Raw genomic sequence first — 13,544 nt, 5'->3', positions numbered from 1 at the left:
AAAAAGTTAAGGTCTGATAATTTCCACATGCTTAATTTTTAAAACGAAGTTCTTATCTGTATCAAAACTTTTTTACCTTTTGGTTCACTCACTCAAATACAGATATACATGACCACATCAGGAGATCAACTTTCCTATCCAAAAGACAATATTAAAGTATTATTACTTGAAGGTATTCACGAAACCGCAGTAGAGAACTTTAAAAAGCATCATTTTCTAAATATTGAAACGTATGATGTTGCCTTTACAGAAGAAGAATTACTCGAAAAGATCGAAGACGTACAGATCATTGGTATTCGCTCTAAAACCCAATTAACCAAGAAAGTCATAGAAAAAGCTTCGAAATTAAAAGCTATAGGTTGTTTTTGTATAGGCACCAATCAGGTAGATCTTGAAGCTGCTATGAAATCCGGAGTCACCGTATTTAATTCTCCGTATTCAAACACGAGATCCGTGGCTGAGTTGGTTATTGCTGAAGCGATCATGCTTAAACGTATGATCCCACTAAGAGACAGAAAAGCACATGAAGGAATGTGGCTCAAAGACGCAACTGAAAGTTATGAAGTACGAGGAAAGAATATGGGCATTGTAGGTTATGGTCATATTGGTTCTCAAGTATCTGTATTGGCTGAAAACATGGGTTTTAATGTTCTATACTATGATACAGAGCCAAAGTTACCCATGGGAAATGCTACTCGCATTAATTCACTTGAGGAGCTTTTAAATCGATCAGATATAGTGACTTTACATGTCCCCGGTAACCCTACTACTAAAATGATGATGGATGCAGAACGCATTTCCCAAATGAAAAAAGGGAGTGTTCTTCTTAATCTATCAAGAGGTTCTGTAGTTGTAGTTAACGCATTAAAGGAAGCTCTTGAATCCGGGCATCTATCCGGAGCCGGTATTGATGTATTTCCTGAAGAACCTGAATCAAAAGGTGACTCCTTCAAAACAACATTACAGAATATACCGAATGTGATTCTGACTCCACATATTGGCGGCTCTACTATTGAAGCTCAGTATAACATTGGTGTTGATGTGTCATCAAAACTTATTGGGTTGATCGATAACGGTACTACTGTTGGTTCACATACGGTTCCTCCATTGAATTTACCGGTTCAGAAAAATGCTCATCGTATTTTGCATATCCATGAGAATAAACCCGGTGTTTTATCTGAGATCAATCAATGCATATCCGGTTCTGATATCAACATACTGGGGCAGTATTTGAAAACGAATGAACATATTGGTTATGTAGTACTTGATGTAGATAAAGAGTATGATGATGAACTCATTGAAAGAATGCAGAATGTAAAGCATACCATAAAGACCAGAATATTGTATTGACCATTAGTAGCTAAAAAAGTTAGGCTTGTTAGCATTTTTCTTACAAAACTCACCGTTTATAATTTATTAGGCCAACAGGTGAACGTTTTTGATCAATGGAACTATTTTAAAAATCGAGTCTAGTTCACCCCGCTCTGGATCCTAAGTTGATAACTTCAACGTTTTCGATCTTACCGGCATGAATAGTAAAACGCATGATGGTTCGTTCCGTTTGAAAGCCGTGACGACCTGCTGCACCCGGATTCATATACAACATTTTATCCATTTGCTGATCCCGGGCAACTTTCAGAATATGAGAATGTCCACAGATAAAGAGTTCAGGCGTGTTGCTCTCCATCTCCTGCCGAATAGGAATACAATATCTACCCGGAATACCTCCAATGTGCGTCATCCAAACATCCACACCTTCACAATCAAACCGTTGGTGAAGCGGATATTCAGCCCGTATATCCTGTCCATCAATATTTCCATATACTCCAACAAGCGGAGCTACTTCTTTAAGCTGATCAGCTATTTTAATAGTCCCGAAATCACCAGCGTGCCAGATCTCATCACAATCTGCGAAATAATCCAGTGTTTGTGGATCCAGATAATTATGTGTATCCGAAATAAGCCCGATTTTCATCATTCTTTTTTGCTATCATCTTTATTCAAAAACAATGGAATCAAAGAAACCACTTTTTCTTAAATTCTCCTATATATACTCAACACTTTCTAAACAAACTTCATTCTTTGAAAGGATTCAGCATCATTATCGTCACCTGGAACGGACTTCATCACCTGAAAACCTTCCTCCCTTCGGTTTGTGCTACGGATTATCCTGATTTCGAGATCATACTTGCTGATAACGCCTCTGACGACGGAACCGTTGAATGGGTCAGTGAACACTTTCCTGAAGTTATTATCTCCACTTTTGATGACAATTACGGGTATTGTGGCGGAAACAACAGAGCGGTTGCAACGGCATCCAAAGAAATCCTTCTATTCCTGAATAATGATGTTAAAGTAGATTCTAAATGGCTTCATGGTCTTAATGAATGCTTCAAGTCTGATGAAGCGATTGGAGCTGTTCAACCCAAGTTATTGTCTTATAAAGAGCCTGAGTACTTTGAGTATGCGGGAGCTGCCGGTGGATTTATTGACAAATACGGTTATCCTTTTTGCAAAGGAAGAATTTTTGAAACGGTTGAAAAAGATGAAGGTCAATATGATGAGATTTCAGAGATCTTCTGGGCAAGTGGTGCGGCATTAGCTATCAAAAAGGATCTGTTTGAAGAACTAGGTGGCTTCGACGAAGATTTCGAATTCCATATGGAAGAAATTGATCTTTGTTGGAGAGTTAAACGATCCGGACAAAAAGTAATGTATACTCCTGAAAGCACGGTTTACCACTTAGGTGGAGGATCTTTAGCTATGGGCTCTCCACGAAAAGTGTACTATAATTTCCGTAACAATCTGTTTATGATCTGGAAGAATTATTCTACTTCCGAATTGATTCTCGGATTCCCTATAAGATTATTTTTGGATGTGGTAGCAGCTTATAAATCATTATTAGGTGGAAAGCCTAAAGAATTTGTAGCTATAGCGAAAGCACACTTTCACTTTTTTCTGAATTGGATTAAAGTTCAAAGAAAAAGAAAAGCTAATACCAGCCCAAAGGTAAAATCATTATTGGGAAAAATGCCCATTTCCATAATCTGGAATTACTTTCTGAAAGGAAAAAAGAAATTCGATCAACTTCTCTGAAATGGATATGAACACGTTAAAGGAAAAAGCTCTCCCCTTTCTTAAAACGTATTGGTTTTCCATTATTTTGATTTTCTGGAGCTGGTTCATAGTTAAACAGTTTTACATGACTATCGAATATAACATCCTGCTTGCTGTAAGCTATAAGCACGTTTTCGGATTTTCGATGATCTACTTTGTGATGGATAACCTGACCTTGATCATTCATGAAGCCGGTCATACCATTTTTGGAATATTCGGATGGCGATTTCTGACGGTATTGGGAGGCACCATTTTACAGATTCTGATCCCTTTTGTGCTATTCATTGTCAGCTGGAGAGGCCGAAAGATATTTGTGTCTCAGGCCTCATTATACTGGCTTGGCTTCGCTTGGCTTGATAGTGCTGCTTACTGCGCTGACGCTTACACCCAGGATCTTCCATTGATCGGAAATTTACCAAAATCCTCACATGATTTTCTTAACATTCTATCTGATCTGAATATATTAAATCATTATATGACAGTAGCTTGGGTTATGTTCTCCATTGGCTTTCTGATCTTGCTTACAGGCATTCTATTACCGCTATTTAAAAGTCAACGAACAAAATATGTCGATCTTGACCTGAAGCTTTAGTCTTCCGGATATACGAAAACTGGAGCTTGGTCAAACCATTGAGTACGGGTTAATCTCTTCAATTCCGTAACATCCGATTTCATAATATAAATGTCGTAGTTACCGACCATATTTGTGGCGTTGAACGCTATATATTTTTTGTCTCTTGACCATGAATGCCAACCCTCATTAGAATAATATCCATTTGAGGTTGAATCCGGTGTCAATTGTTTAACGTTCGTTCCTCTTGGTGAAATAGAAAAAATACTGTAGTTATAATTTTGTTTGGATATATAACTGATACGGGTAGAATCAACCCACTGTGGAGGACCTGCATGATATTCCCATTCAAGTGCTGATTCATCATCTTCCGGAAAATCTGTTAACTGCCTGATTCCGGAGCCATCATCATTCATGATATACAACTCATCGTATTCTGAACGATTAGACCGGAAGACAATTTGTGACCCATCCGGAGAAAAATGAGCATCTGTATTTTGAAAGTCATCATCAGTTAATTGTGTAATGATCTCCCCTTCTATATTTATGATATACAAATCACGTGTATCATAATCATCGTCTTTATTTATGGCCACCACAAACTCAGTTCCATCTTTGCGGGAACTCATCCATGAGTCATGAACTAAAAAATCGGTAATTCTTTTGACTTCAGTTCCATCCCATTTCATTTCGTAGAGAAAATACTTTCGGGATGTAGAATCCCTGTCTGATACAAAATATAAACGATCTTTATGGGCATAGTACACCCAGTCTACTCCAGGTCTGTTTGAAATATTTCGTTGTTCAGAACCATCTGCATTCATCACAAAGATCTCGTAATTATCAACATCAAGATCGTAAGCTACATTGTAGGCTATCTTGAAATCAGCTGAATCTTCAGGTTGTGGTGTGAGTTCTTTTTTATTGTTCGTCTTTTCAACATAAGAAGAGCAAGCCAAAAGACTTGCTCCCATAGTTAAAACCAGTAAATAATTTTTAATTTTTACCTCCAGGCTCCGATGATCAATCCCATCAGCGTAAATACAACTGTCCAGAATCCACCATTAATGAGCATATATTTAAATGATTTCTGTTCATACAATCCGGAAACACCCATAGCTAATGCCACCCATGCAAAACCGGTTAAAAAGCCGTACATAGCTCCCGAAGCAGCATCAACTTCGTTTCCAAAAAACATAGCTAAACAATAAGCCATTATAAACTGAAATACAGCAGTTAATCCAAAGATCTTAGCCATGTTGCCGTTTTCAACATCTTCTTCGGATAATCCGGCTTCTTTCATCCACGCCTTACCGAAAAGAGGTCCATACCAAACAAATCCAATTGCAAACCCTACCAGAGTAGCAGCACCCACTGCTAACCAGTTAATCATAACTTCTTCCATAATTGTATCCTTTTTAATTTTAATAACTCTACACTACTCAGTGTACAGCAACGAATTAACGGAATAATTGTGAATGGAGCAATTTTCACATTTCCGACAAAAGATAAAACAATTGAAAAACGAGACTTCTAATTTAAATTCTTGAATTTAATTCCCGCTATAAAATCTTATATTCAGTTAAATAAATTATATGATTTTGAAAGAAAAATTCGAAGTAGTTCCAATAGACCGTGTAGCGGTTGAAGAACGTGTTGGAAGACTTAATAAACGAAGTATTAAAAAGGAATCGAAAGTACAGGCTCTAAAGCTTGCACTTAGCATGGTTGACTTAACCACTTTAGAAGGCAAAGATTCCGAAGGCAAAGTACGCCAATTATGTCAAAAGGCTAAAAGCCCACATCCAAGTTTACCTGATATCCCAAGTGTTGCTGCAGTTTGTGTCTACCCGAATATGGTACGAATTGCTAAAGAAAGCTTACGTGGTACTAAGATCAATGTAGCGAGTGTGGCTAGTGCATTCCCAAGTGGAATGGCTCCTCTTCCTATCCGAATCGAGGATACTAAGTATGCCGTGGAAGAAGGCGCTGATGAAGTGGACATGGTTATAACCCGAGGAGCTTTCCTGGAAGGTGAGTATAACTTTGTGTTTGATGAAATTGCGGCTATAAAAGAAGCTTGTGGAGATGCTCATTTAAAAGTAATTCTTGAAACCGGGGAACTTCACACGTATGAGAATGTAAGATTAGCTAGTGATATAGCTATGGAGGCCGGTGCTGATTTTATTAAAACTTCTACCGGAAAGATTTCTCCGGCTGCAACTCAACCTGTTACATTGGTTATGCTAGAAGCGATCCGGGATTTTTACTACAAAACAGATAAAATGGTGGGAATGAAACCTGCCGGCGGCATCAGAACAGCTAAACAAGCTATTCAATATTTGGTGCTGGTAAAAGAAACTTTAGGTGCTGCCTGGCTAAACAACGAGTATTTCAGATTTGGTGCTAGTTCTCTAGCAAATGATCTGCTGATGCAAATTGTAAAACAACAAACGGGGCACTATCAGGGTCCTGATTATTTTTCCATTGATTAATTGATTAAACGTAAAAACACATATCAATCTAAAAACTCATTGAGGCTTAAGGGTTATGATTACTCTGCTGAAGGAGTTTACTTTATCACAATCCTTACTAAAAACAGAATTTGTCATTTTGGTGAGGTTGTAAATAAAAAAATGAACCTTTCTGATGCCGGTAAGATCGTAGAGATGGAATGGAGAAAAACTGAAGAAATCAGAAAGGAAGTTGTTCTTGGCAACTGGATTGTAATGCCTGAGCATTTTCATGCTTTGATAGCTTTTAAATCAAAAGAAGAACAAGATAGAAATCTCACTTCTGTAAAAGCGCATGGCCATGCGCTTTTACAGGGCAAAAAATCTATTGCTTATAAAAATACATTTGGACCTCAATCCAGAAATTTATCTGCTTTAGTTAGAAGTTTTAAAGCTACATGTACCAGTAAAATACGCTCTCAAGTAAACCCAAACTTTGCCTGGCATAGAAGTTTTCATGATAGGATTGTACGAAATCAAAAAGAACTGATAAATATTGAAAACTATATTATTTCAAATCCAGCCAGGTATGTTCAACAATTTTCGAATACCTAAGGTCAATTATTATGTCTGAAACAAAAACAAAAGAGACCACTTACAAACCAACTTCTCCTAATTCAAAGTTAGACTTTGCTTCATTGTGGGAGTATTCTGCAGCTCCTGAAAGTTCTGCTAATCTGGAGATCAAAAAGAAATATGATCTTTTCATTGGAGGAAAGTTTGTAAAACCATCGAAGGATCGATATTTCAAAAGTGTTAATCCATCTAGTAACGAAGAAGTAACCCAATTTGCGGAAGCTACTCAAAAAGATGTAGACAAAGCTGTTAAAGCAGCACGAAAAGCTTTCAAAGGCGAATGGTCTGACTTGAACCCGAGTTCTCGTGGAAAATACATCTACAGAATTGCCCGAATGCTGCAGGAAAGAGCCAGAGAATTTGCGATAGCTGAATCGATTGATGGCGGTAAACCAATTCGTGAATCCAGAGATGTGGATATTCCTCTAGCCGCTGCTTATTTCTTCTACTATGCAGGATGGGCGGATAAACTTGAATATGCTTTCCCCGGAAAAAAACCTGAGGCACTTGGCGTTTGCGGACAGATCATTCCATGGAATTTCCCTTTGTTGATGTTATCATGGAAAATAGCCCCTGCCCTTGCTTGTGGAAATACAGTAGTGCTTAAACCTGCTGAAACCACTTCACTCACTGCTATGATGTTTGCTGAACTCGTTAAAGATGCGGGCTTACCTGACGGAGTGGTTAATATAGTAACGGGAGCAGGTCAAACCGGTGCTGAAATTGTAAACCACAAAGATATTGATAAAATAGCGTTTACAGGATCTACTAATGTTGGAAAGATCATTCAAAAATCACTTGCAGGAACCGACAAGAAATACACGTTGGAACTTGGTGGTAAAGGAGCTTTAATTTTATTTGAAGATGCCCCGATCGATCAGGCTGTGGAAGGAATTATTAATGCCATCTATTTTAATCAGGGACATGTTTGCTGTGCCGGTTCACGATTATTAGTTCAGGAAAACATAGCTGATAAAGTGATCATGAAATTGAAAGACAGATTGGAAACTTTAATAGTTGGTGATCCTCTGGATAAAAACACAGACATTGGCGCTATCAACTCCAAAGAGCAATTTGACCGAGTAAACAGTTATCTGGAGCTAGGTGTGGAAGAAGGTGCTGAAGTTTATCAGAGTAAATGTTCTGTTCCTGAAAACGGTTATTTTATCCGCCCTACTTTATTTACCAATGTGTCTCAATCAAACCGAGTGGTTCAGGAAGAAATATTCGGTCCGGTTCTCACTGTTCAATCGTTCCGTACTGCTGATGAAGCCATTGAGAAAGCAAATAATACACCTTTTGGTTTAGCCGGCGGAGTATGGACTGACAAGGGTTCAAAAATCTTTAAAGTGGGTAGTGCTTTAAGATCCGGAGTTGTTTGGGCAAATACATACAACAAATTTGATCCTACCTCTCCTTTTGGTGGTTATAAAGAAAGTGGTGTTGGTCGCGAAGGTGGATTACATGGATTATCTGCTTACCTGAATTTGAAATAAGGAATTATTATGAGTGATAGAATAGAAGTTCAAAAAACATACAAAACCTATGTGGGTGGATCTTTTCCACGTAGCGAATCAGGGCATTATTATAAAGTATTTGACAGCGAAGGTGACTTTTTAGCTAATGCATGCCGATGCACTCGAAAAGATTTCAGAGATGCCGTTTTAGCTGCTCGTGCTGCTTTTAAAGGATGGAGTTCAAGAACATCATACAACAAAGGTCAGATTCTCTACAGAATCGGTGAAATGATGGAGAACCGGAGAGATCAGTTTGTAAAAGAACTGGGACAAATCGGTTTTACAAAAGAAGAAGCGAATGCTGATATTAACGCATCGATCGATAGACTGATCTATTATGCCGGCTGGACTGATAAATACCAACAGGTTTTCGGTTCTGTAAATCCGGTAGCAAGTGCTCATTTTAATTTTAGTATTCTGGAACCAACAGGAGTTGTCTCTGTTTTGGCTCCGGAAAACAGTCCTTTATTAGGCTTAGTGTCAGTAATTGCCCCAATTATAGCCGGAGGAAATACTTGTATAGTTCACGCTTCGGAACAATACCCTCTTCCTTCAATAAGTTTTGCTGAAGTATTAAACTCTTCTGATGTTCCGGGCGGTGTTGTGAATATACTTACCGGAATACGATCTGAGTTAGTTGAGCATTTCAGCTCACATATGGATGTTAATTCCATTCTTTATACCGATAAACTGGATAAAGAAACCAAGGTTAAAATTGATGAACTATCGTCCAATAACATCAAAAGAGTAGTGAAGAAAAATATTACTGATTGGTACGAAGCAGATTCAGCCAGCCCATATTTTGTCGTTGATTTTCAAGAGACTAAAACAACTTGGCATCCCGTTGGATTTTAATGACATATTTTTCAAAAATAGCATTAATTCTTTTGTCAAGCTTTGCCCTTTTTCTGGCTTGTTCATCTTCCCAGCAAACAATTTTTGAGGAAGAAGATAGTAGCGACGAAAATACGGAACAGGCAACAAACTCTTTTGACAATTCTGAAAGCTCCTCTACACTTTTAAGCCGTTTATCAGATACCTATTCTTCGAATAGTAATGATATACCGGAAGAGTTTGCTCGGATAAAAAAAGAAAAAGAAGTTGAAGTAGACCTTACCAAAGGTTATCGGATACAAGTGTATTCCGGGCAGGATGTATTTGAAGCTGATACAGTTGCTTCCAGATTCAGAGCTTGGTCAGACACTACTATTGTTGGTTACCAGGCCGAAACTTATACTTTCTTCAAAACACCTTACTACAGAGTACATGTGGGTGATTTTCATGACAGGGATAAAGCCTTCGAATTCTCAAAACTTGTTAAACGCTTATTCAGAGATGCCTGGGTTGTTTATGATACTGTTGATCCCTATTTGGTTCCAGCCGATACTACCCAAATCAGGTTACAGAAGCTTTAGAAAAGCTGCCCTGATTTACTATATTACTTACCAATCCTGAGCTTAATAGTTTACGTATTCAGATATAAAAAATGGGAAAATATATACTAGCTTTTTCGGTGGTTTTATGTATTACAGGTTTTTCACCTATTAAAACAGATGAACCTAATACAAATATTTCTTTCACTCATACAATTGATAATATTACCGGTACAGTAACCGGCACTGTTACAGTTCCACAACAAGCTACAGGAAGAAGGCAATTTCGTGGATCCAGTTATCGGAGCAGAGGAACTTCGACATCAGCTTCATCATCGGATTCAAATACCGAAGAAGATTCTAAATATAAAAATACAATTATAAGTGCTCATCCATTGTCATATTCAGTTCCCGATGATATGAGCGGAGAACCGGTAATAATTGGTCAAAAAGATGCTACTTTTTTCCCTAATGTAACACCGGTAACAGTTGGTACCATTGTACAATTTGTTAATAATGACCCCTTTTTCCATAATGTATTTTCGCTCACACCTGGTTCTAAATTCGATATAGGGCGCAGACCAACAGGTTATGTTTATTCCAAGCAGATCGAGGCACCCAAATGGAAAGTAACCGGAATTGGACCTATTACTCTTTTTTGTGACATTCATTCACAAATGAAGGCAACAATATTGAGTTTGGACACTCCATATTTCACAAGGTTAAGTGAAGATGGCACTTACGAACTATCTGATTTACCTGAAGGAGATTATGAAATCAGAGTATATAATCCTTCTTTTGATATTATTTCCAAAACAATCTCAATACAGTCTGATAATTCCACTGAAACAAATTTCAACTTAGCTAACTGATCTTGAGTTTAAGAATAAGCACCAAATTAATCATTCTTCTGATCGGTTTAACACTGATCGTACTTGTCACAGTTTTAACTGCTGTTAACAACACGTTTTCCAAAACACTGAATGAAGATATAGTCCTGGATTTTAGCCAACTCCAGGGATTCTTTAAACAACAGCAAACTCTTCAGTACGACCGCTTAGTTGAATCATCTTATCTTATAAGTGAAAATTCAACATATAAAGCTAATGTTGAACTGAATGATCCTGCTTCAGTTAATTTTACAGTTAATGAATTTGCTCTGTTCATTAAAACAGATCTTTTTGTAGTGACAAATAATGATGGTGAAGTTCTCGCATGGCTGAATAATCAAGAACGAGCTGGTTCAAATATCTCATCCCGTAGAAGTGTTCAAAATGCACTAAATGGAATTGAACCCCCTTTAAATATTGAATGGCCTAGACTATGGGCTGTGGATGGGGAGCTATTCCAGATCGTAACTATTCCCATTTACGCCGGAAATACAATTATTGGAACAACAACATTGGGTACTAAATTTCAGGATTCTGAAGCCCGTTTGCTCAAGCAAAATACACCACTTGATGTGATCATGTTTTTGGATGAAAACCCAATTGCTTATTCCAATGTGAACGAGAACATGACTATCTACAGCCTATTTGTTAATTCAAAAAAAGAGTTAGTTGATTCTCTTACCACAAATTTAGAAATAAGCACCCCTTTTAGAGCAAACTTGAATGATAAGGAAGTGCTCGCATTTATTAGTCCGTTAGGAACTGAAGAAAGAGCATACTATCTCGCTTATGTTCCGGTTGATGTACAATTCCAAATTTTAGGTACCATTCAACAAAATATTCTATTGATTGCAGCTTCTAGTTTTCTGGTTATTGTTCCTATTGCATTCATCATTGCTGGAGCTTTTTCCGGTCCAATTCAAAGGCTAACTAAAGCGATGCTTAAAGTAAGAGAAGGTGATTTGGATGTTGAAGTACAATCAAATTCTCACGATGAAGTAGGTATTCTTACAAAAACGTTTAATGAGATGATACAGGGATTACGTGAACGTTTCGCACTCACTAAATACGTAGGTGATCACACTTTAAAAATGATCCAGGAAAAACAAACCGTAGATCTGGACGAAAAAGCTTCCTTCCAGGAACTAGCAATTCTTTTTACTGACATAAGAGGCTCTACATCTAAAATTTCAACTTCAACTCCTGAGGAATTTCTAGAAAAACTGAATAAAACCCTTGGAAAACAAGCTGATACTGTACTTTTACATAAAGGGTCAATTGATAAGTATGTCGGAGATTCTTTGATTGCATTGTTTGCAGGTGTGGATTCATTAAAAGCAGCAATTAATGCAGCGATTGAAATTCAAAAAGATTTTAAATCCGATAACGAGCTCAACGAGTTCTTTGATGGGATAGGAATAGGCATAAATTATGGAAAAGTGATTCTTGGGAATATGGGAGCCAAGGAACGTATGGATTATACTGTAATTGGCTCTGAAGTAAACTTATGTGCCCGCTTATGTTCCGCTGCTAAAGACGGCCAAATTTTAATTCCAAAAGAGTTAATAAGCCAATATAGCCATGAAATAGAGGGGCTTAGTTTTAGAGGCATCGGAACTCAGGAATTAAAAGGATTTAAAGATTCCATTGAAGTTTCAGAGGTTCTTTATCATTTACAACAACACCCACTATAGTTTTTTACTAAAATTTTAGACCAAAACTTTTCTGATATGAATTCAATGAAAATCTTTATTGGTACATTTTTTTTACTCTTCATTTTATCTGTACCAAATTTCGCTCAGGTTCAATTGAATGGAGCTTTAGATCTGGAGTTATCAGGTGGTGGAGAAGATTCAAGATTTATTGGTAATGGGATTCCCAAGAAGTTTCAAAACCATAATTTCTCTGTAACACAACTGAATGCTTTTCTTTTCGCTCCCATTAATGACCACATTTTCTTTGAAAGCAGAATCCAATTAGATACATGGGGAAGCGGAAAACTTAATCCACCTCGAATTTCACTAGCGAGTCTGACTTGGGATAACCCTGACAATCCATATGTGATCAGAGTTGGTAGATTTATATCTCCATTCGGGTTTTATACAAAAAGACAGTTGTCTACTGACAGAGTTTTTGTTCAACATCCTTTGGCATACAGTTACTTTACTAACATTTCGGATATCAGAGGATTTTGGCCTGAGGCCGGTAATAATACAAATGCTGAATACGAAGAAGGTGATGTGGGGCTTCCTACTCTCTATTTTGCGGGATATACAAATGGTATTGGCGCATCATGGGAGATCAAAAAGGATAAAATGTTTCTGGATGCTGCAATTACGAACGGCACACCAATGACTATTCGTGACCGCTCTACCCTGCCGAATCTGGCTTTAACATCAAGACTGTTTTACAGAACCTCAATTTTTTGGGAGCAAGGGCTTTCTTTCAGTTTTGGAAATTTCATGCAAGCTGATCCTCTCAATAATTCTGTAAGAACCGACGAAAGCTTTCAAAAATACTATCAGTTGCTACTTGGTACCGACACAAAGATAGCTTTTACTTACTTTGAAATAATTGGTGAGATCATTTACTCAAAATGGAAAACCACCGGATTTATATCTAACCAGTTTGATGAAAGTTGTGGCGGTAATTTATGTGATTATGATCTCAGTAATATTTCAGGGAATATTGATTTCAAATACGAACTACCCGGTGTTACCGGAAGCTACATTGCTTTGCGAGCTGAACATCTTGCCTTTTTGGATGATGTCGCATTTGATAACCCCAATTATGACGAAAACCAACCTGATGATGAACCTGAATTTATTTTCAGAAATTGGGATGAAGATGTATCAAGACTGACAGCTGTTTTTGGCTATAAATTAGCTCCAAACGTATTACTGAAAGCTTCTTTTTCAGATCAGAGAGATTTTGATCTTTCTGAATATGCCTTAAGAATTCAGTTGTCCTCCTTTTTTTAAACAAAA

14 protein-coding genes are annotated in these 13,544 nt (G+C 37.5%); 11 read left to right on the top strand and 3 right to left on the bottom strand.

Annotation, left to right across the window (positions count from 1 at the left end; translation table 11 throughout):
• Positions 1 to 108: 108 nt before the first annotated feature.
• The gene (serA, locus tag A8B79_RS12410; RefSeq protein WP_066223232.1) at positions 109 to 1,350 is read left to right on the top strand and encodes a phosphoglycerate dehydrogenase; all 1,242 of its coding nucleotides are present in this window, start codon (positions 109 to 111) and stop codon (positions 1,348 to 1,350) included.
• A gap of 124 nt (positions 1,351 to 1,474) precedes the next feature.
• On the opposite strand, the gene A8B79_RS12405 is transcribed toward serA, so the two are convergent.
• Positions 1,475 to 1,978, bottom strand: a complete 504-nt coding sequence (locus A8B79_RS12405) for a metallophosphoesterase family protein (protein WP_066223230.1) — start codon at positions 1,976 to 1,978, stop codon at positions 1,475 to 1,477.
• 104 nt (positions 1,979 to 2,082) lie between these two features.
• Here A8B79_RS12405 and A8B79_RS12400 point away from each other — a divergent pair, with 104 nt between their 5' ends.
• The gene (locus A8B79_RS12400) at positions 2,083 to 3,096 is read left to right on the top strand and encodes a glycosyltransferase family 2 protein (RefSeq protein ID WP_066223227.1); all 1,014 of its coding nucleotides are present in this window, start codon (positions 2,083 to 2,085) and stop codon (positions 3,094 to 3,096) included.
• Between the two features lie 7 nt (positions 3,097 to 3,103).
• Positions 3,104 to 3,709: a hypothetical protein gene (locus tag A8B79_RS12395; RefSeq protein ID WP_153038436.1), complete on the top strand. Its 606-nt coding sequence runs from the start codon at positions 3,104 to 3,106 to the stop codon at positions 3,707 to 3,709.
• On the opposite strand, the gene A8B79_RS12390 is transcribed toward A8B79_RS12395, so the two are convergent.
• Both A8B79_RS12390 and A8B79_RS12385 read right to left on the bottom strand, forming a co-directional pair.
• Entirely contained in the window at positions 3,706 to 4,662 is a 957-nt protein-coding gene (locus tag A8B79_RS12390; protein ID WP_066223223.1) for a TolB family protein, read from the bottom strand. The genes A8B79_RS12395 and A8B79_RS12390 overlap by 4 nt on opposite strands.
• A gap of 29 nt (positions 4,663 to 4,691) precedes the next feature.
• The gene (locus A8B79_RS12385; RefSeq protein ID WP_066223221.1) at positions 4,692 to 5,093 is read right to left on the bottom strand and encodes a DUF1761 domain-containing protein; all 402 of its coding nucleotides are present in this window, start codon (positions 5,091 to 5,093) and stop codon (positions 4,692 to 4,694) included.
• Positions 5,094 to 5,289: 196 nt separating this feature from the next.
• Between A8B79_RS12385 and deoC the strand changes: the two genes are divergently transcribed.
• The 8 genes from deoC (at position 5,290) to A8B79_RS12345 (ending at position 13,538) form a co-directional block, all read left to right on the top strand.
• On the top strand, positions 5,290 to 6,183 hold the full coding sequence (gene deoC, locus A8B79_RS12380) for a deoxyribose-phosphate aldolase (protein WP_442855485.1): 894 nt from the start codon (positions 5,290 to 5,292) through the stop codon (positions 6,181 to 6,183).
• The gene (locus A8B79_RS12375) at positions 6,184 to 6,756 is read left to right on the top strand and encodes a transposase (RefSeq protein WP_153038435.1); all 573 of its coding nucleotides are present in this window, start codon (positions 6,184 to 6,186) and stop codon (positions 6,754 to 6,756) included.
• Between the two features lie 11 nt (positions 6,757 to 6,767).
• Positions 6,768 to 8,273, top strand: a complete 1,506-nt coding sequence (locus A8B79_RS12370) for an aldehyde dehydrogenase family protein (RefSeq protein WP_066223218.1) — start codon at positions 6,768 to 6,770, stop codon at positions 8,271 to 8,273.
• A gap of 9 nt (positions 8,274 to 8,282) precedes the next feature.
• The gene (locus A8B79_RS12365) at positions 8,283 to 9,149 is read left to right on the top strand and encodes an aldehyde dehydrogenase family protein (protein WP_066223214.1); all 867 of its coding nucleotides are present in this window, start codon (positions 8,283 to 8,285) and stop codon (positions 9,147 to 9,149) included.
• Positions 9,149 to 9,709, top strand: a complete 561-nt coding sequence (locus A8B79_RS12360) for an SPOR domain-containing protein (RefSeq protein ID WP_066223212.1) — start codon at positions 9,149 to 9,151, stop codon at positions 9,707 to 9,709. The genes A8B79_RS12365 and A8B79_RS12360 overlap by 1 nt, the downstream gene beginning before the upstream one ends.
• Before the next feature lie 71 nt (positions 9,710 to 9,780).
• Complete coding sequence (locus A8B79_RS12355; RefSeq protein WP_066223210.1) at positions 9,781 to 10,539, top strand: hypothetical protein; 759 nt, start codon at positions 9,781 to 9,783, stop codon at positions 10,537 to 10,539.
• A 2-nt stretch (positions 10,540 to 10,541) separates the two neighbouring features.
• The gene (locus A8B79_RS12350) at positions 10,542 to 12,251 is read left to right on the top strand and encodes an adenylate/guanylate cyclase domain-containing protein (RefSeq protein ID WP_066223208.1); all 1,710 of its coding nucleotides are present in this window, start codon (positions 10,542 to 10,544) and stop codon (positions 12,249 to 12,251) included.
• Between the two features lie 36 nt (positions 12,252 to 12,287).
• Positions 12,288 to 13,538, top strand: a complete 1,251-nt coding sequence (locus A8B79_RS12345) for a hypothetical protein (RefSeq protein ID WP_066223206.1) — start codon at positions 12,288 to 12,290, stop codon at positions 13,536 to 13,538.
• The last annotated feature ends 6 nt before the right edge of the window (positions 13,539 to 13,544 follow it).

Source organism: Balneola sp. EhC07, assembly GCF_001650905.1.
Taxonomy (GTDB): domain Bacteria; phylum Bacteroidota; class Rhodothermia; order Balneolales; family Balneolaceae; genus Balneola.
The sequence above is the reverse complement of the archived record's forward strand: the minus strand, read 5'-3'. Positions and strand labels throughout refer to the sequence as shown.

Bases quoted from the DNA above. Each gene is read 5' to 3' on its own strand.
- A8B79_RS12365 (WP_066223214.1), top strand. From the start codon at position 8,283: ATGAGTGATAGAATAGAAGTTCAAAAAACATACAAAACCTATGTGGGT.
- A8B79_RS12360 (WP_066223212.1), top strand. From the start codon at position 9,149: ATGACATATTTTTCAAAAATAGCATTAATTCTTTTGTCAAGCTTTGCC.
- A8B79_RS12355 (WP_066223210.1), top strand. From the start codon at position 9,781: ATGGGAAAATATATACTAGCTTTTTCGGTGGTTTTATGTATTACAGGT.
- A8B79_RS12345 (WP_066223206.1), top strand. From the start codon at position 12,288: ATGAATTCAATGAAAATCTTTATTGGTACATTTTTTTTACTCTTCATT.
- A8B79_RS12395 (WP_153038436.1), top strand. From the start codon at position 3,104: ATGAACACGTTAAAGGAAAAAGCTCTCCCCTTTCTTAAAACGTATTGG.
- A8B79_RS12370 (WP_066223218.1), top strand. From the start codon at position 6,768: ATGTCTGAAACAAAAACAAAAGAGACCACTTACAAACCAACTTCTCCT.
- A8B79_RS12405 (WP_066223230.1), bottom strand. From the start codon at position 1,978: ATGATGAAAATCGGGCTTATTTCGGATACACATAATTATCTGGATCCA.
- A8B79_RS12385 (WP_066223221.1), bottom strand. From the start codon at position 5,093: ATGGAAGAAGTTATGATTAACTGGTTAGCAGTGGGTGCTGCTACTCTG.
- A8B79_RS12390 (WP_066223223.1), bottom strand. From the start codon at position 4,662: ATGGGAGCAAGTCTTTTGGCTTGCTCTTCTTATGTTGAAAAGACGAAC.
- serA (WP_066223232.1), top strand. From the start codon at position 109: ATGACCACATCAGGAGATCAACTTTCCTATCCAAAAGACAATATTAAA.